Annotated in this window: 24 protein-coding genes; 17 read left to right on the top strand and 7 right to left on the bottom strand. The window is 32.7% G+C overall.

Features of this window, described 5'->3' with window-relative positions:
* Positions 1-171: 171 nt before the first annotated feature.
* Together HM992_RS16580 and HM992_RS16575 are read right to left on the bottom strand one after the other, a co-directional pair.
* The gene (locus HM992_RS16580; RefSeq protein ID WP_179320448.1) at positions 172-1,959 is read right to left on the bottom strand and encodes an endonuclease; all 1,788 of its coding nucleotides are present in this window, start codon (positions 1,957-1,959) and stop codon (positions 172-174) included.
* Positions 1,960-1,981: 22 nt separating this feature from the next.
* Entirely contained in the window at positions 1,982-3,196 is a 1,215-nt protein-coding gene (locus HM992_RS16575) for an RsmB/NOP family class I SAM-dependent RNA methyltransferase (RefSeq protein WP_179320447.1), read from the bottom strand.
* Between the two features lie 189 nt (positions 3,197-3,385).
* Between HM992_RS16575 and HM992_RS16570 the strand changes: the two genes are divergently transcribed.
* From HM992_RS16570 to HM992_RS16485, 17 genes are all read left to right on the top strand, one after another.
* The gene (locus HM992_RS16570; protein ID WP_179320446.1) at positions 3,386-3,964 is read left to right on the top strand and encodes an RNA polymerase sigma factor; all 579 of its coding nucleotides are present in this window, start codon (positions 3,386-3,388) and stop codon (positions 3,962-3,964) included.
* A gap of 57 nt (positions 3,965-4,021) precedes the next feature.
* On the top strand, positions 4,022-4,318 hold the full coding sequence (locus HM992_RS16565) for a hypothetical protein (RefSeq protein WP_179320445.1): 297 nt from the start codon (positions 4,022-4,024) through the stop codon (positions 4,316-4,318).
* Positions 4,319-4,320: 2 nt separating this feature from the next.
* Complete coding sequence (locus tag HM992_RS16560; protein WP_179320444.1) at positions 4,321-4,824, top strand: hypothetical protein; 504 nt, start codon at positions 4,321-4,323, stop codon at positions 4,822-4,824.
* A 129-nt stretch (positions 4,825-4,953) separates the two neighbouring features.
* Positions 4,954-5,238, top strand: coding sequence for an EF-hand domain-containing protein (locus HM992_RS16555; RefSeq protein ID WP_178983995.1), 285 nt, complete (start codon positions 4,954-4,956; stop codon positions 5,236-5,238).
* A gap of 102 nt (positions 5,239-5,340) precedes the next feature.
* Entirely contained in the window at positions 5,341-6,093 is a 753-nt protein-coding gene (locus HM992_RS16550) for a hypothetical protein (protein WP_178983996.1), read from the top strand.
* A 91-nt stretch (positions 6,094-6,184) separates the two neighbouring features.
* Positions 6,185-7,183: a YHYH protein gene (locus tag HM992_RS16545; RefSeq protein ID WP_179320443.1), complete on the top strand. Its 999-nt coding sequence runs from the start codon at positions 6,185-6,187 to the stop codon at positions 7,181-7,183.
* Positions 7,184-7,195: 12 nt separating this feature from the next.
* Complete coding sequence (locus tag HM992_RS16540) at positions 7,196-7,828, top strand: hypothetical protein (protein WP_179320442.1); 633 nt, start codon at positions 7,196-7,198, stop codon at positions 7,826-7,828.
* A 168-nt stretch (positions 7,829-7,996) separates the two neighbouring features.
* Positions 7,997-10,795: a CotH kinase family protein gene (locus tag HM992_RS16535; RefSeq protein WP_179320441.1), complete on the top strand. Its 2,799-nt coding sequence runs from the start codon at positions 7,997-7,999 to the stop codon at positions 10,793-10,795.
* A 242-nt stretch (positions 10,796-11,037) separates the two neighbouring features.
* Positions 11,038-12,618, top strand: coding sequence for a carbohydrate-binding domain-containing protein (locus HM992_RS16530; protein WP_179320440.1), 1,581 nt, complete (start codon positions 11,038-11,040; stop codon positions 12,616-12,618).
* A 28-nt stretch (positions 12,619-12,646) separates the two neighbouring features.
* Positions 12,647-13,177 carry an EF-hand domain-containing protein gene (locus tag HM992_RS16525; protein WP_179320439.1) on the top strand — a complete coding sequence of 177 codons (531 nt, stop codon included), beginning with the start codon at positions 12,647-12,649 and terminating at the stop codon, positions 13,175-13,177.
* Between the two features lie 46 nt (positions 13,178-13,223).
* Complete coding sequence (locus tag HM992_RS16515; protein WP_229720518.1) at positions 13,224-14,429, top strand: YHYH protein; 1,206 nt, start codon at positions 13,224-13,226, stop codon at positions 14,427-14,429.
* Positions 14,430-14,514: 85 nt separating this feature from the next.
* A complete protein-coding gene (locus tag HM992_RS16510; protein WP_178984002.1) occupies positions 14,515-15,264 on the top strand; it encodes a YHYH protein in 750 nt (249 codons plus the stop codon).
* A 2-nt stretch (positions 15,265-15,266) separates the two neighbouring features.
* Positions 15,267-15,902, top strand: coding sequence for a toxin-antitoxin system YwqK family antitoxin (locus tag HM992_RS16505; RefSeq protein ID WP_179320438.1), 636 nt, complete (start codon positions 15,267-15,269; stop codon positions 15,900-15,902).
* Positions 15,903-15,909: 7 nt separating this feature from the next.
* Positions 15,910-16,578 (top strand): SCO family protein, encoded by a 669-nt coding sequence (locus tag HM992_RS16500; RefSeq protein WP_179320437.1) that lies wholly within the window; start codon positions 15,910-15,912, stop codon positions 16,576-16,578.
* 128 nt (positions 16,579-16,706) lie between these two features.
* The gene (locus tag HM992_RS16495; protein ID WP_229720517.1) at positions 16,707-17,783 is read left to right on the top strand and encodes a YHYH protein; all 1,077 of its coding nucleotides are present in this window, start codon (positions 16,707-16,709) and stop codon (positions 17,781-17,783) included.
* Positions 17,784-18,356 carry a DUF6702 family protein gene (locus HM992_RS16490; protein WP_179320436.1) on the top strand — a complete coding sequence of 191 codons (573 nt, stop codon included), beginning with the start codon at positions 17,784-17,786 and terminating at the stop codon, positions 18,354-18,356.
* A 59-nt stretch (positions 18,357-18,415) separates the two neighbouring features.
* The gene (locus HM992_RS16485) at positions 18,416-19,501 is read left to right on the top strand and encodes a WD40/YVTN/BNR-like repeat-containing protein (protein ID WP_179320435.1); all 1,086 of its coding nucleotides are present in this window, start codon (positions 18,416-18,418) and stop codon (positions 19,499-19,501) included.
* A 44-nt stretch (positions 19,502-19,545) separates the two neighbouring features.
* Here HM992_RS16485 and HM992_RS16480 read toward each other — a convergent pair whose 3' ends face one another.
* From HM992_RS16480 to HM992_RS16460, 5 genes are all read right to left on the bottom strand, one after another.
* Positions 19,546-19,977 (bottom strand): Spy/CpxP family protein refolding chaperone, encoded by a 432-nt coding sequence (locus tag HM992_RS16480; RefSeq protein ID WP_178984007.1) that lies wholly within the window; start codon positions 19,975-19,977, stop codon positions 19,546-19,548.
* Between the two features lie 7 nt (positions 19,978-19,984).
* Positions 19,985-20,488 carry a hypothetical protein gene (locus HM992_RS16475; RefSeq protein WP_178984008.1) on the bottom strand — a complete coding sequence of 168 codons (504 nt, stop codon included), beginning with the start codon at positions 20,486-20,488 and terminating at the stop codon, positions 19,985-19,987.
* A 71-nt stretch (positions 20,489-20,559) separates the two neighbouring features.
* Positions 20,560-21,102 (bottom strand): RNA polymerase sigma factor, encoded by a 543-nt coding sequence (locus HM992_RS16470; RefSeq protein ID WP_178984009.1) that lies wholly within the window; start codon positions 21,100-21,102, stop codon positions 20,560-20,562.
* A 380-nt stretch (positions 21,103-21,482) separates the two neighbouring features.
* Complete coding sequence (locus tag HM992_RS16465; protein ID WP_179320434.1) at positions 21,483-23,309, bottom strand: ABC transporter ATP-binding protein; 1,827 nt, start codon at positions 23,307-23,309, stop codon at positions 21,483-21,485.
* Complete coding sequence (locus HM992_RS16460) at positions 23,310-25,040, bottom strand: phospho-sugar mutase (RefSeq protein ID WP_179320433.1); 1,731 nt, start codon at positions 25,038-25,040, stop codon at positions 23,310-23,312.
* Between the last annotated feature and the right edge of the window lie 45 nt (positions 25,041-25,085).

The raw sequence follows: 25,085 nt of genomic DNA, 5'->3' as shown, positions 1-25,085 counted from the left end.
AATATTGTCCGCAACAAAGGTAAATAAAAATAGAGATTAGATTTTATTTTAACACCGTTGTGACAAGTGCTTCTTTAAGTGCTGATAATTATAGTCTTAACCAAAAAAAAAGCAGTTACACTTCGACTATGGTCATTGTGCAACTACTTTTTGTATTAAGAATTCTTAAGTTTATTGTTTAATCAGCTTTTTAGTAACAGTTGAGTCACCTTGAGTCATTTTAACAATATAAATTCCAGTTTTTAAAGTCTGAAGATTTAAATCGCTAGTTTCATTGATGTTGATTTTAAAGACGCGCTTTCCAAGAATATCAAAAATTTCAATATTTGTAGCAATATCAGATTTAAAATCTACAGTTAAATTATTTTTAACTGGGTTTGGGTGCAGTTTTATATTTCCTAAACTATAGTCAGCCACAGAAAGTAAACCACATGTCCAAGATAAATTATCAAACATCACTCTGTTTGATGTTGAACTATTATTGTTGATTACCAATGATGTTACAGGGTTTACATTTATATCAATAATTGTTGTTATAGGATTATCACCATAGGGTATTGTTTCTACAAAATTTCCGTTAACAACTAAATCAAAAGTTCCAGTAGCCCCTCCAAAAACACGTTGAGTAGTTATGGTTAATTTATCTATAAAGGAAATGTTACTAAAATCCGTTGGTCCTAGTGTACCATTTCTAACGGTTATGGCTCTACCATCTAGCGTTTGATCTGTTCTAGCATCTGTAGCATTCCAAGTAAGACCTTCATTACCTGTCCAGGTAACACTTGAGTAAGATGCAGATGAAGTTCCTATGTTTTCAAAATTTTCGTCAATACAATTTGGATCAGGGTTATCACCGTTGTTTGTGGTTGTTTCACAAGATTCATTACTGAAACCTGACTCATTTCCTTCTGCATCTTTTGCTTTTACTGTAAAACAAAAGTTGATGTTTGGTATTAACGATGTTTTGGTGGCAGATGTATTATTAGAACTAAACGCATAATTTCCATCCATGTAAATATCGTAAGTTGTTACACCTATGTTATCTGTTGCAGCCGTCCAAGCTAAATCAATAGTGCTATTTGTAGGATTAGAAGCTACTAAATTCGTTGGGTTAGTTGGTGCTTCTGTATCTGGAGTAGGATTCCAAATCATATTCACATATTCTGGATGATCTACAAAAGGATTCGCGTTACCTTGAAAATTATATGCAGCATCATTTCTATCACGCTCTGTTTGATCTACAGGATCTACGTTATTGTGCCAATCTAATAACATATCAACAGCCCAATCTGATAGTGCTTGGTTTTCTGTGCCATTAAACATTTCAAAACTGGTATAACCATCAACATTATCTTGATAACGTGTTACAAAATAAAGTATGGCTCTAGCGATATCTCCTTTAAATTCATCTAGAGGTTCGAAAACAGTACCTGAATATCCTGATACATTACTAGATCCTAGTTTAGATCCATTTAGTGATGTCCAAGTTGCAGATCCAACTGTTCCAAAAGGGAAGTTATTTCTTTTACCATTAGCATAACCATCACTTGGTACAACATGGTGAATATCATTTTTCATTGGAGATGCGCTTCCAAAAGAGCCCTGTGGTACGATATGCTCACGGTTATAACAATCAGATTCAGCACCATAATTTCCACATTGGTTAGTGCCAAGTGTAAACGTGTAAGGATCTGTACCATTAGGGTTTTCAGTATAGTACATTAAAAGTGTGCCATCATTTTCATAACCAGTTTCTGCTATATTGTCAATAAACGCTGTAGCATAGCCTGTATATAATTCGCCATAGCCTTGATCGTCATGACCGCTAGTAATAATAGTTTTTAATTCAGTTTTTAAATCAAAACCAGTTAAGCCATTGGCACTATCATAATAATTTGAAGGGATTTGGGCAAATCCAATACTTGACACCAATAAAAGTAATAGGTAGATGTGTTTCATATGTATTGTTATAATAAATTATTTAGTCGTTTTTTTCTAAAAGCGCCATATAAAATCCATCGAATCCAGATTTGTAGGCTAATACTTTCTTATCCTTTACGAATGTAAAATCTTTCCCAGCTTCTGACGTTAGAAATTTTTCAACTTGTTTTTGGTTTTCAGAAGGTAAAACAGAGCATGTAGCATACACCATTTTTCCACCTGGTTTTACCATTTTAGAATATTGTTCTAAAACCTCTTGTTGCGTTTTCTTAATATTCTCTATAAATTCAGGTTGTAATTTCCACTTGGCATCCGGATTTCGTCTTAAAACTCCAAGTCCAGAACATGGAGCATCAATTAATAAACGATCGGCTTTACCGTGTAATTTCTTAATAGGCTTCGTAGAATCGATGACTTTCATTTCAATATTATGAACTCCATTTCTTCTAGCTCTAACTTTAAGTTTTTTCAATTTACTTTCGTAAATATCCATAGCTATAAGTTGGCCTTTGTTTTCCATTAACGACGCTAAGTGTAAGGTTTTACCTCCAGCGCCAGCACAAACGTCAACCACTTTCATTCCTGGTTTAACATCTAAATAGTCAGCAACTAACTGTGATGAGGCATCTTGTACTTCAAACCAACCGTTTTTGAAAGCTTCAGTAACAAATACGTTAGCGCGCTCTTTAAGTTTTAAAGCAGAAGGATGGTTTGGTAAAAATTCAGTTTCAATATCTTCTGATTCTAGCTTAAGCTGTAAATCTTTTTTAGTTGTTTTTAAGGTATTGACTCTAAGAATAACCTCGGCTTGTTCATTTTGCTTGGCAATTTCTTTAGTCCATTCGGCTTCACCTAATTCAGAAACACCCAATTCATCAATCCAATCTGGAATAGATTCGCGGTATTTTCTAATTTTAGACAATTCGTCAAAACGTCCTTTTATTTTACGCGTTGGTGTATCTGTAAAGTATTTCCAATCAGGTAACTTAATCCCTTTTAGCGTTGCCCAAACGGCAAATAGTCTCCATAGGTCATCTCTGTGGTATGGTGCTTTTACATTTGCTATTTCGGCATAGAGTCTTTGGTATCTTACTATGGTATAAACCGTTTCTGCCACAAAACCTCTATCGCGACTTCCCCAACGCTTATCGCGTTTTAATAATTGTTGTATCACTTTGTCAGCATATTCACCTTCATTAAATATAAGGTGTAATCCGTCAATTACTGCAAAGCATAAATTTCTATGTAATCTCATAAATACGTCTTCAGTTTTCAAGTTACAGTATTATTTTTCTGTAAAAATGAACGTACAAAGGTAAGAGAAAAGATTAAGAGTATAATGTTTTATTATAAAGTGTTATATTAAAAGGATAAATAATTTTAGTAAGTTTTTTTCGCTAAAGCATTTAAACTAAATTAGCTTCGTAATTAATTAAATTACTTTTTGGAAGAAACTGAATTTATACAAGAATTAAAATTGAAAAGCACAAAAGCTTATAGTCAGCTTTTAGATGATTTTCAGCAAAAAGTATTTAGCACGTGTATATCGTTTGTGCCAAACAGAGAAGATGCTGAAGATATTGCTCAAGATGTTTTTATTGAAGTTTTTAATTCGATTAATAAGTTTAAAGGTGATTCTAAATTATCGACTTGGATTTACAGAATTACAACCAATAAATGTTTAGAGTTTATAAGAAAGAAGAATACTAAAAAACGTTTCGCTTTTTTACAATCTATAACAGGTAATGCTATTCCGATGGATAAAACGGATTATTTCACTGAAATGAATCATCCCGGAATTTTATTAGAAAACAAAGAACTGAATGCCACTTTATTTAAAGCAATCAATAGTTTGCCAGAAAGTCAGAGTGTCGTTTTTACATTACATAAAATAGATGGTAAGAGTTATCAAGAAGTTGCTGAAATAACAAATAGAAGTTTGTCATCGGTTGAGTCTGTAATGTTTAGAGCTAAAAAGAATTTACAGAAGGTTTTAGAGAATTATTATAAAAATGAACATTAGCGCAAGTTTTTTTAAACTTATGCATCTAAAGATATAGTTATCAAAACAAATATGAAAATGGATAAAAAAGTGAAAGCTACTATAGATTCGGTTGAATCCATTAGTGAAGTTAAAGTGTCTCCTTTTTTTAAAGAAAATGTGATGCACCAAATAAGAACGGCATCAGAAGACGTTAAAGACGCAACATACTCGTGGTTTACACCAAAATTACAATTGGCGACTTTAGCATGTGTTGTAATTTTAAATATTATGGCATTTCAAAATTTGAAAGAAGCTACGTATAATGATAATGTTACTAGTTTTGCAGAATCTTATGGATTATCAACAAGTACAGAATCCTCTATATTAGATTAATCATGAAGAACAATACCATATTATACGTTTTACTTATTTTCTTAATAGTTGTCAATGGTTTTTTCTTGTTTAATTATATAGGAAGTGTCAATGATAATAGACCTAATGGGCCACAGCGAAATAACGAAATCATTGTAAAAGAACTTGATTTTAATGCAGAACAGTTAAAAGAATTTAAAGAAAGGAGTAAAGGACACCATAAAACTATAATGCGATTATCTGATGATGTGAGAGCATTAAAAGATCAGTTGTTTGGCACGTTATCTAATGATTTCATTAGTGAGAAAACAATTGACTCTATTACAGCTTTGATATGTGTAAAAGAAACTGAAAAGGAAAAAGAAATTTTTTATCACTTTAAAATGATTCAAGATATTTCTAATGAAAAGCAAAAAGAAAAATTTCAGAGAATATTATTGGACGCTTTGCGACAAGGAGAAAGCGCCAATAGGCCACCACCACCAAATGGAGAAGAAGGTCATAGACCACCTCCGAGACAAGACTAATACTATTAAAATGATATAAAGACCTTCAACTAAAATGAAGGTCTTTTTTTGTGTTTTATTTAACAAAGGCCATCACAAGTTTAATAGTGAAAGCACATCTAAACTTATATAACATTAAAAATTTAAAAGATGAAAAATCACACATTAAAAACAGTAGTCCTAGTTGCAATAGTTTCATTATTTATGGTGAACCATTCTTATGGGCAAGACAAACAAGACAGAAAAGGACCACCAACGTATGCTAAACTTTTAGAAGAGATGGATGCCAACGATGATGGAAAACTTGCAAAAGATGAAGTAAAAGGACCTTTGAAAGATAGTTTTTCAGAAATAGACACGGATGAAGATGGTTTTATAAGTGAGGAAGAATTTAAAAATGCTCCAAAGCCAGAACGTAAAAAAAGAGATAATTAAAGTTGAATTGTTTGGTTGATTTTTTAAAGGCTTCGTGAGAAATTACGAAGTCTTTTTATAAATACAAAAAGCGATGTACATGTATAATTAGCAGTAGGAATTATGAGATTATTCAGAAAAATCAGAAGAAAATTATTGATATCAGGCAAAATTCGAAACTACGTAATTTACGCATTAGGCGAAATTCTATTAATTGTTATCGGTGTTTTAATAGCATGGAAAATTAATGATTTAAATGAATTAAGAAAAAATAGAATCGTAGAATTAAAAATATATCAATCACTTAATGAGGAGTTAAATTCAAACTTAGTGCTTCTGGATGCTTCCATTGTAAGTTATACTGAAAACACTAAAATTATAGAAAATACAATTGATATTATAATGGACGAGCTCCCTTCAACATTAACAGAAAAGGAAAAAAGAAGTGTCGTTTATGTTAATTATAAACCTACAAAATTGCATTATGGAGCTATAAACTCTGTGAATACGACAAACAAATTTGAGTTTATAGAAAGTGATATGCTAAAAGATTTAATAGCTGCTTATCCGAATGAATTAGACAGTTTTGAAAGCCAAGAAACTAAAATTGAAAATATTATCGTTAATCGATTGCAACCAGCTATAGAGAAATATGTGTCTTTAATTGACATGCTTACGAAACGTGAATTTAAAATTAATTGTCTCGATTCATTTTCAACGGAATCAAATTACACACAACTGCTTAAAAGTAGAGAATATCAGAATAGTTTAGTCGATAGGTTATTACAAACTGAAATTCAATTAACCAACGCCATAAGCTTAAGGGATAAAACACAAACCATAGCTTATCAACTCAGTAAGGAGTTAGAAAACTAAATAATAAATATGATATTTTTAGTTGGAGCGCAAGTTTTTTAAAACTGTGGCATCTAAAATAATAGAGTTTAACTAAAACATGTAAATAATTATGAGAACGAATCAATTTTTAATAAAGTCAATTTCAATTTTTAGCTTTGTTCTATTAATATTTACATCATGTAGTTCTGATGATAGTACAGATAGTTCAGACGATGGAGGTGATGATGAAGTTTTAGTGACCAATGTAGATGCATCCTTTTTTACAACTGGTGATGGATCGGTTACTATTACAACTGTGCCTTGTACTTTATCTGATGGTACATCTACAGATTGCTACCAAATTGTAACAAGCAGTATACCAACAGACCATACGCTAGGGCCTTGGTGTCCAGATAATATTTCAGATGATGCTTCTGCTGGTGGTATATGGTTAGAGGATGGATTAGTTTATGATGTCGATGGCGCTTTTGTAGAAAATCTTGCCACTTTTTATAACGATGATAATTGGTTAATGTACGATGGCAATGGAGACATTTATATCACAGAAACAGAAGAAGATTGTATTAACGCAGCAAACCCTAATGTTAGCGAAGCTTACGAGAATTTTTGTGTAGAATGTCTGCCATCTTACATCACCGATTTAACTCAAACTTGGTTGATACCAATTTCTCCAGTGCTTCAAAATACAGGCGTGTTTTTTGCAACAGGACCAGGTGGACCAGCAAATACGGCACCTTCAACACGAGGTATCGCCTTAAATGGTATTGAGTTTTCAGCACCTGCACCTGTGGATAATATTCTTGGGGCTTATACTTTGGCACCTTTTGATGATGCAGGTGGACATATTAATGTCAACCAAGGCTATCATTACCATGCTGCAACAGGTTTTAGTACCAAGATAGAGCAAACCGATGGACATGCGTCATTAATTGGCTATGCTTTAGATGGCCATGGGATTTATGAATTAGAAGATAGTGAAGGTAATTCGCCAACTAACCTAGATACCTATCGTGGTCATACAGATGATACACGTGGTTATCATTACCACGTAGATGCGGCAGGAAACAACAATTTTATAAATGGTCTGAAAGGAGCATACGCGATTTAAAACAGGTATCTTATGAAAAGAATCTTGTCATTTTGTGTTTTAGGATTGCTATTTTTTTCACAATCGGTAAAAGCACATCAGCCAGAAATTTCTACCATTATGCTAGTAGAAAATAGTAACAATGTATGGGTACTTCAGATTAGTGCGTCGTTAACGGCCTTTCAACAGGAAATTAAATTGCATTATGCCGAGACACCTTATAATTCTCCAGAAGAGTTTCGTGAGATGGTAATTGCCCATGTTAAGAATAATTTAGACATAGAATTTAACGGAAATCATGAAGTTACCTTAAGTCAAGGTTTGGTTAAATTAGGTCATGAGACTAAAGTCATATTTCAACTTGAAGGTGTACCAAAAGAAATTTCTTCTGTTGTAGTTGAAAATAAAACCTTTCAAGATATTTATAATAATAAAAGTGCGGTAGTGATTTTGAAAGAGGGTTATGATAAGGATAATTTTGTACTAACAAAAGACAATAACCATATTCTGAAACTTGAATCGACAGGACATAAATTTATTCGTGTTGAAGAAAAAACACTGAGTTCATCATCCTTAAATGTGATTTTAATTTTATTTGTGATTGGTGCTTTAGGTCTTTTGGTTCATAGTATCGGCATAAGAAAAAAGTTGAAAAAGAATAATTAATAAAACACACTAAAAATAATATTTGTTTAGATTGTTTGATTGAAAAAGGCTTTGTGAGAAATCACGAAGCTTTTTTTTTTTTTTTTGAAAATTTTAAAATTGAGCACAAGTTTTAACCACTTATAGCATCTAAAGTTTTATACAAGAAATAATTTCAATATAAATACGATGAAAAAAACAATTACTCAATTTATTATTTTGTTGATATCTATCAATGTCTTTTCACAAGAATTGTACGACATTAATACGATACAAACTATAGAAATTGAATTTGCTGAAAGCAATTGGGATGCGTTGTTAGATGCTGAAAAAGCCGGTGACAATGAGTATACAGAAGCGACATCTGTTACTATTAATGGTACTGTTTTTAACCAAGTAGGGGTTAAGTATAAGGGCAATAGTTCTTATAGTGCTAATCAAACAAAAAATCCATTTCATATCGAATTAGATACCTATGTAGATCAAGATTATCAAGGGTATACAGATATTAAATTAGCGAATGTTTTTGCAGATCCTTCATTTGTAAGAGAGACCGTAGCTTATAATATTGTCAACCAATATATGGATGCACCTCAGGCCAATTATGCTAATGTCTATGTCAATGGAACATTAATTGGTTTGTATACCAATACAGAATCTATTTCTAAGAAATTTGTAAACAAGCATTTTAATTCTAATGATAATGCGTTCTTTAGTTGTAGTCCACCAGATGGCGCTGGTCCAGAAACAACCACACTCCCTAATTTAGAATATTTGGGAACCAGTTACACAAGCTACGATGATGCTTATGAAATTAAATCTGATGACGAAGACGATGAGTCAGTAGCACTTGCACATTGGGGTGATTTAATTGAATTAACCAATATTTTGAATAATGATATTACGAATATTGAAACTGTTTTAGATGTCGATATGGCGATATGGATGTTAGCTTTTGATAATGTGATGGTAAATCTAGACAGTTATATTGGTCAGTTTAAACAAAACTATTATTTATATAAAGATAATAATGGCCAGTTTAAACCTGTAGTTTGGGATTTAAATATGTCTTTTGGTACGTTTGCGATGACAGGTGAATCTAGTACTAGTGGTCCAGGAGGTCCAGGAGGTCCGGGTGGTCCAGGAGGACCAGGTGGCTCAAGTGGAACTTTGAATTCAACTACTGAAAAAGCAGAGTTGGATTATTTGCTTCATGATACAGATACTGATTTTCCGTTGATATCTAAATTATTAGCAGTACCTAAATACAAAAGAATGTATTTAGCACATTTTAAAACTATTTTGACCGAAAACATCAGTAACTCAAATTACTTAACATTAGCTAATGATTATCAAGCTATAATTTCAGAGGCTGTTACTGCAGACCTAAATAAATTTTACACAAATACACAATTCACAGGTAATATCAATACAGATTATAATATTGGCGGAAATACAGCTTGTGGCTTAACCAATTTAATGACTGCAAGAAGTTCTTATCTACTAAGTCAGTCCGATTTTACAACGACACAGCCTACTATAAGTAATGTTGAAACATCGGTATCGACACCATTAATTGGAGATACGGTTTCAATCACTGTAGAAGTAACAGATACGGATAATGTGTATTTAGGTTATAGAACAGATCTAACGGCACCTTTTACAAAAATAGAAATGTTTGATGATGGTACTCATAATGATGGTGTTGTGGGTGATAATGTTTATGGCATTGATGTCACTATAGATACGGCTAATCTTCAATATTATATTTATGCAGAAAATTCAAATATTGGTGCGTTTTCACCAGCTAGAGCTGAGTATGAATTTTATAGTATTGAAGCAACCTACACAACAATCGCCGTTGGTGATTTGGTTATCAACGAAATTATGGCCTCTAATGAAACTACAGCCGCAGATCAAGATGGTGACTATGATGATTGGTTAGAGCTTTATAACAATAGTTCTGAAACATTAAGTCTAGATAATTTATATTTATCTGATGATCAAGATGATTTATTGGTTTGGGCTTTTCCTTCAGGATTAACCATCGAACCAGATAGTTATTTAATAGTTTGGTGCGATAAAGATGATGATCAAGAAGGTTTACATGCAGATATAAAATTTTCTTCAGATGGTGAAAGTGCCATATTATCTTATGCAGACGGAACAGTAATTGAAAATATAACTTTTGGTGCCCAAACAGATGATATGGGGTATGCCAGAAATCCTAACGGCACAGGTGATTTTGTGATACAAGAACCAACGTTTAATGCCAATAATGAGAATATTGATGATTATGATGTTTTAAATGTGGGGGATTTAGTAATAAACGAAATCTTAGCATCTAATGACACAGGCGAAACTGACGATGCAGGAGAATATGAAGATTGGATAGAGTTATATAACACCACCAACGAAACACTTAGCTTAGATAATTTGTATTTATCCGATGATGCTGATGACCCGTTAGTATATCAGTTTCCAACAGGTACAACGCTAGATGCCGATAGTTATCTTATTGTGTGGTGCGATAGTGATCCAGATCAAGGTGATTTTCACGCTGATTTTAAACTGTCTAGCGGAGGTGAAACAGTGATTTTATCTTATGCCAATGGTGTGATTTTACAAGATATCGAATTTGGAGAACAAACTACAGATATGGGGTATGCTCGAAATCCAAATGGAACAGGAGATTTTGTGATTCAAGAACCAACTTTTGGTTTGAATAATGAGACACTATCTATAGATGAGGTTCTTTTTAGTAATGCGCTTAAAGTTTACCCTAATCCAACATCGAATAATCTTACCATAGAAAATTCAAATTATGCTATAGAAACTGTTGAAGTTTATAACCTTCAGGGACAACAATTATTTCAAAATGAGTATGCTAATAAAAATGCGATAACTCTAGATTTTACATCTTTTTCAAAAGGGCTTTATATGGTTGTATTGAATAAGACAACAGTCTTAAAGATTTCGAGAAGTTAAATATCAATTATATGAAGATAATGAGATAATAATCAACAACTCTTCTTAAAAAAAATATAACTAGATTTTAAGGCTCAAGAATAATCATTTTCTTGGGCTTTTTTTTATTTCAATCTAATTGTGCTAGAATTCTGAAAATTTGCGAACTATCGAGATTTTTTTGTGTTTTTTTTAACAGTAACAGACACAAGTTTAGAATAAAGAGCACATCTAAAGTTATATAACCTAAAAAGTTTGAAAATATGAAAAGTAACAGATTTAAAACAGTCGTATTAATATTAAGTGTTTCGCTGTTAACATTTAATGCTTGCAGTGATGATGATAATGATTATAGCGTAACATATTCAGAAGATATTTCTATCACTGATAGTGGCATAACAGGAACAGCTGAAGGTGATATCAATAATACAGGTTACGATGAAGATGATTTGGTAGAAAATGCAACGTTTGAAGATACGGTTCAAATTGTATTTTCCAATACGTCTGCAACAATAGTAAATCCCGTTCCTGATGATGTTGTTATTACCCAAGACGGAGCAGATATCACTATTAATTCAACGATTTCAAAAGTGGCATACGAAGTTTCAGGTACAACAACTGATGGTATGTTGAAAATTTATAGCGATAAAAAATTCAAATTATCGTTAAGTGATTTAAGTATTACCAATGCTGATGGTCCTGCGATTAATATTCAATCTTCAAAAACTATTTTTGTAATATTAGAAGGTACAAATAACTTAACCGATGCTTCAATCTACAGTGATATTCCAGATGATGAAGATGCTAAAGCAGCTTTTTTTAGTGAAGGACAATTGGTGTTTAGTGGTTCGGGAGCTTTAAACGTTGCAGGACTATACAAGCATGGCATTGCTAGTGACGATTATGTTAGAGTTATCAGTGGAACAATAACTGTTACTGAGGCGGCTTCAGATGCTATACACACCAACGATTACATCATTGTAGATGGTGGTACGCTCAATTTATCAGCAAGTAGCGATGGTATGGATTGTGAAGAAGGCTATATTATTATCAACGATGGGTCATTTACAATAAATACTGTTGATGACGGCATTGTAGCATCATATGATATTGACGAAGAAGAAGAGCCTGACGATTCTATTTTACCTAATGTGACTATCAATGGTGGTGACTTTGTGATTAATACTACTGAAGGTGAAGGTATAGAGTCTAAAGGCATAATGACTATTAATGATGGTATTATAAATATTACGGCCTATGATGATGGACTTAACGCAAACGGAACATTATACATTAACGGTGGAAATACTTATGTGTATAGTACACTTAATGATGCCATAGATAGTAATGAAGGTATTACCATTACAGGTGGTACTACTATTGCTATAGCTGTAAGAACCGATGAGCCAGATGGTAGTTTTGATTGCGATGACGGCTTATTTAAAATAACAGGAGGCACTATTTTAGGGTTGGCATTAAATACCTCATTCCCAACAGAAAGCGAGAGCACACAAAATGCTGTTATTTTAGATGGAATAAATGCGAATCAATTATTGCATATTCAATCAGAAGATGGTTCTGAAGCATTGACTTATCAGGTACCCTATCGTGTAAATACCATCATTTATTCAAACGCAAAATTAGAAACGGGTCAAACCTATAAAATCTTTACTGGTGGAATTGTAAGTAATGGTACAGAAGTTAATGGATTATATACATCAGGAACTTATAGTGGAGGAGCAGATTCTGGTGATTCATTTACTATAAGTAGTACAGTGACACAAATCGGAGGTGAAATGGGACCAACAGGTGAACCTAATACTGGTGGTCCTGGAGGTCATTAATTTTAAAATTAATAAACAAAATATAAAAATGAATTTTATCAAAGTAACATTAACAATTTTAGCGGTATTCATAAACGTCATTGCTTTTGCACAAGGACCACCAGGAGGAGGACAAAGCGGTAGAGGTGGAGGACAAGGAGGACCACCTAAAGGAGAAAAACCAGAGGCTTCAGATATATTGAAATTGTTAGACACTAATAACGATGATAAAATTGATAAAGTGGAAGCCGTAAATGATGAAAGAGGAAAAATAGCCAAAGATTTTGATGAAATAGATACTAATGAAGATGGTTTTATAGATTTAGAAGAGCTTGAAACTGAGTTAAACCGTGAAGGACCTCGAAAAGTTTTAGCAGCTAAACTTCTAAAAGAGGTTGATCAAAACGAAGATGGACTATTAAATGGATTAGAAGTTGCCGCAAAAGACAAACGTGATCTTATGGATAATTTTAATGCTATTGATACCAACGATGACGCTCAACTAGATTTAGAGGAGTTAAAAGCTTTTTATTCAAAAGATGAAGAGATTGAAAATAAGAAAAGAAAGAAAAGAGATTAAGAATTGTAAGATTAGCTTTAACTTAAACACTTAAATCACATTTATTATGAGACAATTTAGAAGTATTCAATCTTTTCTATTTTTTGCATTAATTACATCCTTTGTGTGTTGTAAATCAAATACAAATTCAACGGATGAAAATCCTGAAAATCCACCAGCACAACAAGCGCCTAATGTCTCAGAGTTATTTAGTCAAATGGATTCAAATAATGACGGAAAATTGGCAAAATCAGAAGTTGAAGGTCCATTATTAGAGGATTTTTCCAAAATAGACACCAACAATGATGGTTTTCTAACAACTGAAGAATTAGAAAAAGGTCCCAAGCCAGAAGGTAGAGGTCCTAGGGAAAATAATTCTAACAGTAAAAATAATGTGCAAAAAGATTTTGCAGTCACTATAAATGTCGATCCTACGCTTTTTATTAAAGAAAGTTTATTACAAGAAATAACCCAAGAAGAACATACATTGAGTAATGGTACAAAAGCACTTTGTTATGTTATTACAACAGCTTCCCAACCTCATGAACATAAAATGGGCCCTTGGTGTCCAACGCATATTGAAGATGGAAAGGATAAAGGAGGCATATGGTTTAAAGATGATAAAGTCTATGATGTAGATGGACACTTTATTGCTAATCTTAAAGAATTTTATAGTGACGAAGAATGGGCTTTATTTAGAGAGGATGGTTCCGTGAAAGTGACAAAAACTCAAGAAGAATGTGAAGGAGCAGCAAAGCCAGATGTTGAAGAAGAGTATCATAATTATTGCGTAGAATGCTTACCAGAATATTACAGAGAAAAACAGTCTACGTATTATATTCCCGTAAAACCGTTGTATTTAGAAAATTCAAATTCATTGGGTAGAGACGGTATTGGTGTTGCATTTAACGGAGTTAATTTTGAAGCACCTGCACCAACGCATGCTATTTTAGCTGCGCATACTCTAGCACCTTTGGATGATGCTGGAGGTCACGTTAATCCTCATGCAGGTTATCATTACCATGCCGTTACAGGTTCTACAAAAGAAGTAAAACAAAAAGATACACATGCTGTAATGATTGGTTATGCTATGGATGGTTTTGGTATATACGCACATAAGGATGCTGATGGTAAAGTAAGCACAGATCTAGACGATTGTAATGGTCATTACGATGAGGTGAGAGGTTACCATTATCATGCGGGTTCTGCAGGTAGCAATCAAGTTTTAGGTTGTTTACACGGAGCAAGTGGGTCAATGTCTGTTAAAGGTTAAAAATAAAAATGTAATAAGACCACAAGTTTTTGCAAACAACCGCATCTAAAAACTAAACGATTGCAAACACTAACAAAATTAAATTATGAAAAAGGTATTTAAACTATCAACTTTGGCCTTGTTACTCTTTACTTTAGGGATAGCTTGTTCAACAGACGACGACTCAACAGGAACAGACGATGGCGATGATGGCATAGTCACAGAGCTTCATGCAGCTTTTGCAGCATTTAACACAGATGCTACAACTATTTATTTGGATGGCTCTAATGTGGTTATTGAAACCACAGGCTTGCCAGATCATGAGACTGTTTATTGGGGACAAGGAAATACGCTTTATAGAGATGAGCCAGATGTTGAGCTTACACCAAGTATTATGTCTAGTAATAATAATGCGGTAACAATCACTGTTGATGCCACACCAGACTTAGATGGTAATACAGTTTCTACAAATTTTGATACTATAGGTATTGCAGTTAGTGGAGCTTCAATTTTTAATGATCAAGAAGGAGGAGGAGCTTTAGATGCAGCAGCAGCTTCTTTAGATTGGACAGGTGCTCACATCGGACCAGGTGTATATCACTACCATTTAGAGCCTAAAGCATTTTCTGATGATGATGACAGTTTGGTAGGCGTTTTATTAGATGGAGTTTTTCTTTATGGAAGAAAATGTAGTTCAATAGGTGCGTATCCAACAGACTTAGATGCATCAGGAGGACATACATCAACAACTCAGTATACTGATGGAGTAGAGGAATATCATTATCATATTATTAATGAAGTGTATTCTACTACTGGATCTTATTTAGCATTTGCAGGACCTTACCAAGGCTATTAATCATGAAATCGTTTATTTTCATCTTATTTGCCATATGCTGTTTTAGCTGTCAGGACGCTTCGAAGAATAATACTTCGAATGATTTTGACATAGCCAATGGAGAAAATGTAATTACGGTTGAAAATAATGAAGTTTTAAAATCCGACTTAATCTTGAATCAACTAGAAGGTACGTGGTATTATAATGATGAACCTTTTAATGGCTATTCCGTAAAATTTCATAGTAACGATTCACTACAAGAAAAATTAGGGTTTCATAATGGCAAGAGACAAGGTGTAGCTAAAACATGGTCAGAAAATGGAGTTTTGCGTATTGAGGCTTATTTTAATCAAAACAAATTAACCGGAGTTTATAAAAGCTACTGGGAAAATGGGATTTTAGCTTTGAAAGTGAACTATGTAGATGGAAAAAAACAAGGTGAAGAAAAGCAGTGGTATTCAAACGGAGAAATTTCTAAAATTCGACAATTAGAGGATAATGAAGAAAATGGACTTCAAAAAGCGTGGTTGCCAAATGGACAACTTTACGTTAATTATGAAGCTAAAAATGGACGGATTTTTGGAATGAAAAGAGCTAATTCTTGTTATAAATTAGAGAATGAAATAGTGATTAGGAAAGATGTTGTTGAAGCTAAATAAAAAGGATATGAAATATATTATGATTTTTCTGTTAGCGGTTAGTGTGAGTTGTAAAAATGACATTAAAAAAGAAAATAGTAAAGCAGAAGAAACAAGTAGAGTAGATTACCTGCCGTACTATAATGAGGAATCTTTTACACCAAATTGGATAACACCTAATTCCAAAGAAGAGAAAGCATTTCATAAAATACCAGATTTTGAATTAACCAATCAACTCGGAGAAAAAGTAACTCAAAGTACATTTGAAAATAAGATTTACATTACAGATTTCTTCTTTGCTAGCTGTCCTGGCATATGCCCTCAAATGACAGGGAACATGTTTAAATTACAAGAAGAATTTATTAATGATGATGAGGTTTTGTTCTTGTCTCATACAGTGACACCTACTCAAGATTCTGTTCCTGTTTTAAAAAACTATGCAGATAAATATGGTGCTATAGATCATAAATGGCACTTAGTAACTGGTGATAGAATTGATATTTACGAGTTAGGTAGAGATCAGTATTTTGTTGAAAATGATTTAAGAGAGCCTAAAACTATAGATGATTTTCTGCATACTGAAAACTTCTTATTAATAGATAAAAACAAACATATAAGAGGTATCTATAACGGATTAAATAGAGCATCTATGCAACAATTAATAATAGATGTTAAAGCCTTAAAAGAAGAAAGCTAGAGTGATGATCTAGTTTTATTTGATTGATTGATTATGGTTACTGAAAAGCTTTGCTGTAATACAGTAAAGCTTTTCTATTTTTAGAGAAAATTAAATACCCGTCTTATAACACAACTAACAGAATGTAAATGAAAAAAATAACTCAACTCATAACCGTAGTAATACTCATATCCGTTTTTTCTTGTTCAAGTAATGATGAAATGTCTTGTACAGAATCAACATGGTATCAAGATTTAGATAGCGATGGTTTGGGAAATCAAGATATCAGTCTTGAAGCTTGTGAACAACCAGAAGGCTACGTTGCTGATCATTCAGATTTAGATGATACCGGTTGTGAATCCGATCAAGTTCTTGACAGTTCACGAGGAGCATGTAATGAAACGCTGGTGTTTTCTAATTTATATAATCAAACAATTTCAGGTTCCAATAGAATTATAACCTCTAATAGTATTCCAGAACATATGGTTGGACGTTTCGGAATGGGCATAGGGTCTCTAAATCCAAATGCTATTTCTGAACAAAATGAAACATATACCTTAGAGTTAAATCCAAGTGTAGCCAGTACATTCACCCCTTTATTATCTACTACTGGTAATGGACCCAATGTAGGACCACAGTATGCCTTTGGTATATTATTAAATGGTGTGGAATTAGACCCTGTAGCAGCAGAACCTTTTCCGCATGAGGGTATTTTAGATCCCAACGTGAACTGGGAATGGAACTTAGAAGCCTTAAACGTTAATTTAGGATTAGATTGTAACAGTGCACATGTGCAGCCAACCGGAAAATATCATTATCATGGTTCCCCAATATTGTTTTTAGAAGCTCTAAATGTACCAGCAAATACAATGACATTAATTGGGTATGCCGCAGACGGATTTCCTATATATTATAAATATGCCTATGCGGAGGCTTCAAATAATAATTCTTCTATTGTGGAAATGACATCGAGTTACCAATTAAAATCGGGTAGTAGAGGAGGAGATGGTATTACAGTACCTTGTGGAGTGTATGATGGTGTGTATTCTAATGATTACGAATATAGTTCTAGTTTAGGAACACTAGATGAAGCTAATGGAAGAACAGGGGTTACTCCAGAATACCCATCAGGAACTTATTATTATGTTCTCACAGATGAATTTCCAAGCATCCCGAGGTATTTTAGAGGTACACCATCTCAAGATTTTAAAATAGGAAACAATTAAATGACGCGTTCTCGTTTCTTACTTTTTATTTTTGTCACGCTGTCAACGTTTAGTTTTGCTCATGATGCTAACAAAGCATTTTTTACAATTCAGCAAAAAGAAGCTATGGTTGAGGTAACTGCTGAATTTCCTTGGAGCATAAGAAATGCACTTATAGACGCTTCTCCAGAATTAGAAAACGCTAAAAGTCAAAATGATTTTGATACTGCTTTTTTTGAATATGTCCAGAATAATTTTCAAATTAGAAATAACGGTTCTAGTTTAAAATTACTGTCCGTTAATGACGCTTCTCATAAGGGGCATTCTCATCAAACCAATTTTGTTTTTTTATTCCAGGGAACTGAATTCGATGATATAAAAAATACCATGATGTTCAACATTTATAAGGATCAAGAAAACTTCCATGATGTTTTGTTTAAAAACGGACACTTAAAGTTTATCACATCTTTGGGTTTGAACTCCTTCGAGATTGTACCTTCTTCATCTGATTTAGGCGGTATAATTAAAATGGGCTTACTATTAATGGGTTTTATAGTTTTGGTTATTTCCTTTTGGCTTAAAAAGCAATTATAATTTGAACGTCTTAACCGTATTATCGCAAAGCTTTTCTATTTTTAGGGAAAATTAAAGTTATGCGATTAATTATTTTTTGTCTTTTATTAATTGGAATTGTCTCTTGCAAATCGGAAGATCCATTAAAAACTAGAAATTTTTCCAAGGTTGAGATTACACCATTGCAACAAGATTCGTTATTAAATATAAGAGCTCTAGAAGTTGTTAGGTCAGAGGGAGTTGGTATGTTTGCGACTTCAAGTGGTAGCTTAGGTCATGTATATCCTATTAATCATCCAAAACTTTATCCAGACCAAGAAACGCAAATGTCTTGTGGTATTTACTCCAAATTAGAGCATGATACATTAATGATTAATGTTAGAGCAATGGCATTAACAAGTAAAGGAATGCATTACATAACGATTGGCAGCCCAGCTTTAATTTATAAACGAGCTAAATCAGTAAAAAAAGTTACTTATTCCGAAACCCATCCAAAAGCCTTCTACGATTCCATGGACTTCTGGAATGATGAAGAAGGTATTGCCATTGGAGATCCAACAGATAATTGTATGAGTATTATTATCACGAGAGATAGTGGTGAATCTTGGACAAAATTACCGTGTGATGATTTACCAAAAGCTAAAGAGGGTGAAGCCGCGTTTGCAGCAAGTGATACCAATATAGCAATTATTGGAGATCACACATGGGTAGCAACAGGTGGTAAGTCGAGCAGAATATTGTATTCTCCAGATAAAGGTAAAACATGGGACGTTTTTGATACTCCAATCATTCAAGGTAAAGCAACTACAGGTATATACTCTATAGATTTTTACGATGAGAAAAATGGATTTGCTATAGGAGGTGATTATACTAAACCCAATGATACTTTACAAAATAAAATGAGAACCATAGACGGAGGGAAAACTTGGAAAATTGTTGCTAGCGGTAAAGGACCTAGTTATAGAAGCTGTGTGCAGTATGTTCCTAATTCAAAGGGCAAAGAATTAGTAGCCATTGGTTTTAAAGGTATAGACTATAGTAATGATTTTGGAGATAGCTGGACGCATTTAAGCGATGAAGGTTTTTACACCATTCGGTTTTTAAATGATTCTACAGCTTTTGCGGCAGGAAAAGGAAGGATAAGTAAATTGACTTTTAGAGAATAAAAAAAGGAAGCGTAAGAGCTTCCTTTTTGTTTTTTCAGTACACACTATTGTTTAGAGTGTCGTTTTTTATATTCTTCAAACATCTTCTGTCTAAATGAACGTTCTGCTTGATACAATTTAATTATTTTTTTTGCTGGAAGAATTTCTAATAACTCATTTAGCATTTTAGAATGTAATTCTACTTTTTGTTTTTCAACTTTCTCCATGGCTAACAATAAAGATTTGGCTTCAGTTTCTGAGAGTTCTTCTACGTTTTTATCTTTCCTTCTGTTTGTAGAATTTTCTCTTAACTTGTTCTCAGCATCCTCATTGGCATTGTAGATTGGCCAAAACTTCTGTGCTTCAGTTTCTGTTAAATCTAATTGCTCAGTGATGTGTGCGATTTTTAAGGCTTTAATTTTCTCTCTATCAAGTTTTTGTGCAAATATGCTTGTAGAAACAAATAATGTAAGTAAGAGTGTGTGTATTATTTTCATAATCTGTTTATTCAAAAATTAGGTCTTCTGTTGCGATGTTTTCAAAATAAAGATCAAGTGTTTCATCTGAAACATTTATATCTATGAAATCAGTTACCGAAATATCATCAGATTTAAATAAAGTGGCAAGATCGTCATTAGTGTAATCTTCCTGATATAAGTAACTTTCAAGTATTTCGGTTTCTAAAGTATCAATAGTAATATTATCGTTATTAAATCCTAAGCTAAATAATAGCATAATAGTAGCAGCAATACCAGCAAAATAATAAAATCTGCTTTTTGGTTTGAAGTTAATAACAGGTGTTTCCGTTTTATTTTTAAGTTTTTCTAAAACCTCATTTTCAACAGCATCAAAATAATTTTCCGGAACAGTGAAACCTGAAACTTCTGAAGACGTAATGGCTTCTTTTTCTTTTAAACGTTCAAAAAAGTCAGCGTCAAACGACTCAAAATAATTTTTGGGTGTTTTAAAACCTGTAGATTTAACGCTATGTAAATTATTTTTTTTCATGGTCATTTTCGGAATATCCGAAATCATTTAAACTTTTTTCTATTAATAAGACTTCAAATTATTAAAATGGTTTAATCTGAAGTTAAAAAGGCTTCAATTTTTTTAGCTGCAATATGATAGGATGCCTTTAAAGCCCCTTCACTTGTGTCTAAAATGTCGGCCATATCTTTATATTTTAAATCATCAAAATAGCGCATGTTAAACACTAATTGCTGTTTTTCTGGTAATGTTGCTATGGCTTTCTGTAATTTTAGTTGAATGTCATCCCCTTCAAAATAAACATCCGCTTGTAAATTATTAATAGCTTTTGTTTGGTGCTCTTGGTTAGTAATCTGTAAACGTTTGGCATTTTTGTTTATAAGTGTAATTGATTCATTTGTCGCAATTCTGTACAACCAAGAAAACAATTGACTCTCTCCTTTAAATTTGTCAATGCTACGGTATACTTTTATAAAGGTATTCTGAAGCACATCATCTGCATCATTATGATTGATTACAATTTTACGAATATGCCAATACAAGCGCTCCTTATAGAGTTGTAATAGTTCTCTATAGGCTACTTCTTTTGTTGAAGGATTTTTTAAACGCGTTATAAATTCCGATTCGTTAGTCAATTGCTACTATTTGTTATTAAGACTCCGTAAAATACTAAAAGTTTAATCGGTTTTTTTGATAAAATTTATTGTGCTTTATTGAGGTTGATAATCAGTGTTTTAAATACGAAATAATCGATTAAATACGTAAATAAGCGATAAAATGCGATATTTTCTTGTTTTCGAGTTTTATTTGCGCTATGTTTGTTTAAGCTTAACCTATTAAACGTTATCAGTTCCCCAATTCTGATGGCATATGTTATAAAGGATGTATTTAATTATATATCCTTTTTTTTTGTTTGTAAGAATTAGATAGTTGATGGATTTGGAAATTAAGTCACCACGTTGGCTACCGTTTAGATGGAGGCAAACCGTGTTTTTTAACTACAAAAAGTCAAAGTTTACTCAAAGCTTTGCATATCAACAAGCTTCTTGTAAACACCGTTTTTAGCAATCAATTCTGCATGTGTACCTTGTTCAGCAATTTCTCCTTTTTGCATTACCACTATTGAATCTGCATTTTGAATCGTAGAAAGTCTATGTGCAATAACAATAGAAGTTCTGTTTTTCATCATTTTTTCTAATGCATCTTGCACTAAACGTTCGCTTTCAGTATCTAAAGCTGAGGTAGCTTCATCTAGAATCATTATTGGAGAATTCTTAAGTACAGCTCTTGCAATGTTTATACGTTGTTTTTGTCCACCAGAAATTTTACCACCAGAATCTCCAATGTTAGTGTGTATACCTTGTGGTAAGTCTTTAACAAATTCCCAAGCATTCGCAATTTTTAAAGCTTCTATAATTTCATCATCGCTAGCGTCTTCTTTTCCTACTCTTAAATTATTAGCAACCGTATCATTAAACAATATAGAATCCTGATTAACTAAGCCTAAGAATCCTCTTAAAGATTTTTTAGACAGATTCTTAATATTTTCACCATCAATAGAGATATTACCTTCATTTACATCGTAAAAACGAGTGACGAGATTAGCGATAGTACTTTTTCCACTTCCAGATTGCCCAACAAGTGCTATAGATTTTCCTTTTGGGATTGTTAAGCTGAAGTTCTTTAAAACGTAGTGATTTTCATATTTAAATGAAATATTATTGAGCGTAATTTCGGTTTCAAAAGTTTGCTTTTCTATTGGGTTTTCAATTTCTACGATGTTATTCTCTGTCTCTAAGAACTCAAGAATTCTATTAGCGGCACCATCACCACGTTTTACACTATAGCTAGCTTTTGCAATTGCTTTTGCAGGTGTAAGAATATTATAGGCTAATGTAATATACCCAACAAAGAAACTAGCGTCCATGGTTTTATCTACAAAAACGAGGTATCCACCATAAACGAGTAGCACTCCAATAACAATAATACCCAATAATTCACTTAATGGAGAGGCTAAATTTTGTCTGTTTAGTAATTTGTTAGAATATTTATAGTACCTGTCATTACTATCTTCAAATTTACCAGCAAACATTTTTTCTACGTTAAAGGCTTTGATAATTCTTAAACCTCCCATAGTCTCTTCTAAAACGGATAGAAAGACTCCTTGTTCTTTTTGAACTTTTAATGAACCTTTCTTTAAAGATTTACCAATTTTAGAAATAATAAAACCTGATATAGGAATAAATACCAGAACAAATAACGTTAGCTTAGGACTAAGAATAAGCATTGAAACTAATGAAAATAAAATAGTAAGTGGTTCTCTTACTATCATTTCTAGTATAGCAAGAAATGAGTTTCTTACCTCATTAACATCTGCACTAACTCTAGATATAGTGTCACCTTTAGATTTTTCCGAGTAAAATGCCAATGGCAGTGTTATTATCTTGTCATATAGTTTATTACGTATATCTTTTAAAACTCCATTTCGTAAAAACGTAATGAAATACATAGCGAGATAATTAGAAATATTTTTAAGTAAGAACATACTAATTATGACTCCTACCATCATCATCAACACTTTAAAGTCACCGTGTTTTTCAATAGTATCAACCATAAAATAGTTAAGGTAGTCTTCACCGTAACTCTGTAATTCTAACCAACCTTGCCAAACAGGTTTATCTTTTATAACACGTTGATCACTAAAAATAACTTTAAATACAGGTATTAAAGCTATAAATGAAAGTGTGCTAAAAAGGGCATATAAAATATTAAAGAAAATATTTAAATACGCATACCTTTTGTATGGTAAAGCAAAAGGTATGAGTTTTTTTATGTAATTCATCTACTGTAAATTCATGTCTGCTAAAATCGCATTAATTCTATCATTCAATAACTGCTCCTTTGATGCAAAGTCTGCCGTATTGTCAAGATCAGTATTTACGCTGATGTAGAATTTTATTTTTGGCTCTGTACCACTTGGTCTAAGTGCAATTTTACTTCCGTTTTCAGTGTAGTAAATTAATACGTTAGATTTTGGAATATCTATAGTTGTTTCTTCATTTGTCTGAAGGTTCTTAGAAATAGATAATTGGTAATCTTCAATTAAGACTACTTTTTCGCCGTTGATTTCTTTTAGCGGATTTTCTCTAGCATCAATCATCATTTGTTTAATTTCTTGTGCTCCTTCAATTCCTTTTTTAGTTATAGACACTAAGCGCTCTTTAAAGAAACCATGTTCAACATATAGATCAATTAATTCTTGATATATAGTTTTACCTTTTTCTTTTGCTTGTGCAGCAATTTCAATAGCTAATAGCGTAGAAGTTACAGCATCTTTATCGCGAACAAAGTCACCTACCATAAATCCAAAACTTTCTTCACCTCCTCCAATAAAATCCATGGTTGGGAAGTCTTTAATCATTTTTGCAATCCATTTAAAACCAGTTAATCCAATTTTACACTCTACGTCATAAGAATCACCCAAAACAGACATCATTGGAGTAGATACAATTGTAGAGGCTATAAATTGGTTTCCGTTTATTTTATTTTCATTTTTCCATTGTTTTAATAGAAAATTAGTCATTAAAATCATCGTTTGATTTCCGTTAAGAATCACCAATTCATTTTCTAAGTTTCGCACCACAACTCCCAAACGATCGCAATCTGGATCTGTACCAATAACAATATCTCCATCAACTTTTCCTGCAAGTGCTATAGCCATTTTTAAAGCTTCTGGTTCTTCAGGATTTGGAGACACTACCGTTGGAAAATCTCCATTAGGAACACGTTGTTCTTCAACAATATTAACGTTAGTATAACCTGCGCGCTTTAGTGTTTCTGGAATTGCTGTGATAGAGGTACCGTGAAGAGACGTAAATACAATATTTAAATTTTCTTTAGCTTCTTTTGAAGTATCAAAACTGCCATTTTTTACAGAAGCATCTATAAAAACGTCATCAACATCTTTGCCTATATATTGAATTAAATCTGAATTCGTTTCAAATTTAATTTCAGAATAATCTAAACGGTTTATTTCTGCAATTACAGCAGCATCTTGTGGTGGTACTAATTGCCCCCCATCTTGCCAATATACTTTGTAACCATTGTATTCTGGTGGATTATGAGATGCTGTTAAAACGATACCACAATGGCAGTTTAAATGTTTTAAAGCAAATGATAATTCTGGTGTTGGTCTTAAATCCTCAAACAAAAAGACTTTAATACCATTGGCAGAAAATACATCAGCAACGAGCTTTCCAAACGTTTTACTATTATGTCTACAATCGTAGGCAATAGCTACTTTAATATCTTCGTTAGGAAACGATTGCTTTAAATAATTACTTAAGCCTTGTGTGTTTTTTCCTAAAGTGTATTTGTTAATTCGGTTGGTTCCTAGTCCCATAATACCTCGCATACCACCAGTTCCAAATTCAAGATCTTTATAAAAGCTTTCTTCTAATTCTTTTGGGTTAGAGGCAATCATCTGCTTTATTTCTTTTTGAGAATTGTCATCAAAAGTTGGTGTTAGCCAAGAATTTACGCGTTCTAAAATTTCTGGTTTAATGTGTATCATGGATATAATGGATTTATTAACAAAAATAAACAATTCAATATTTTA

Source organism: Winogradskyella helgolandensis (assembly GCF_013404085.1).
Lineage (GTDB): Bacteria > Bacteroidota > Bacteroidia > Flavobacteriales > Flavobacteriaceae > Winogradskyella > Winogradskyella helgolandensis.
Note: the sequence above shows the minus strand (reverse complement) of the source record. Positions and strands in the feature narration are given on the sequence as shown.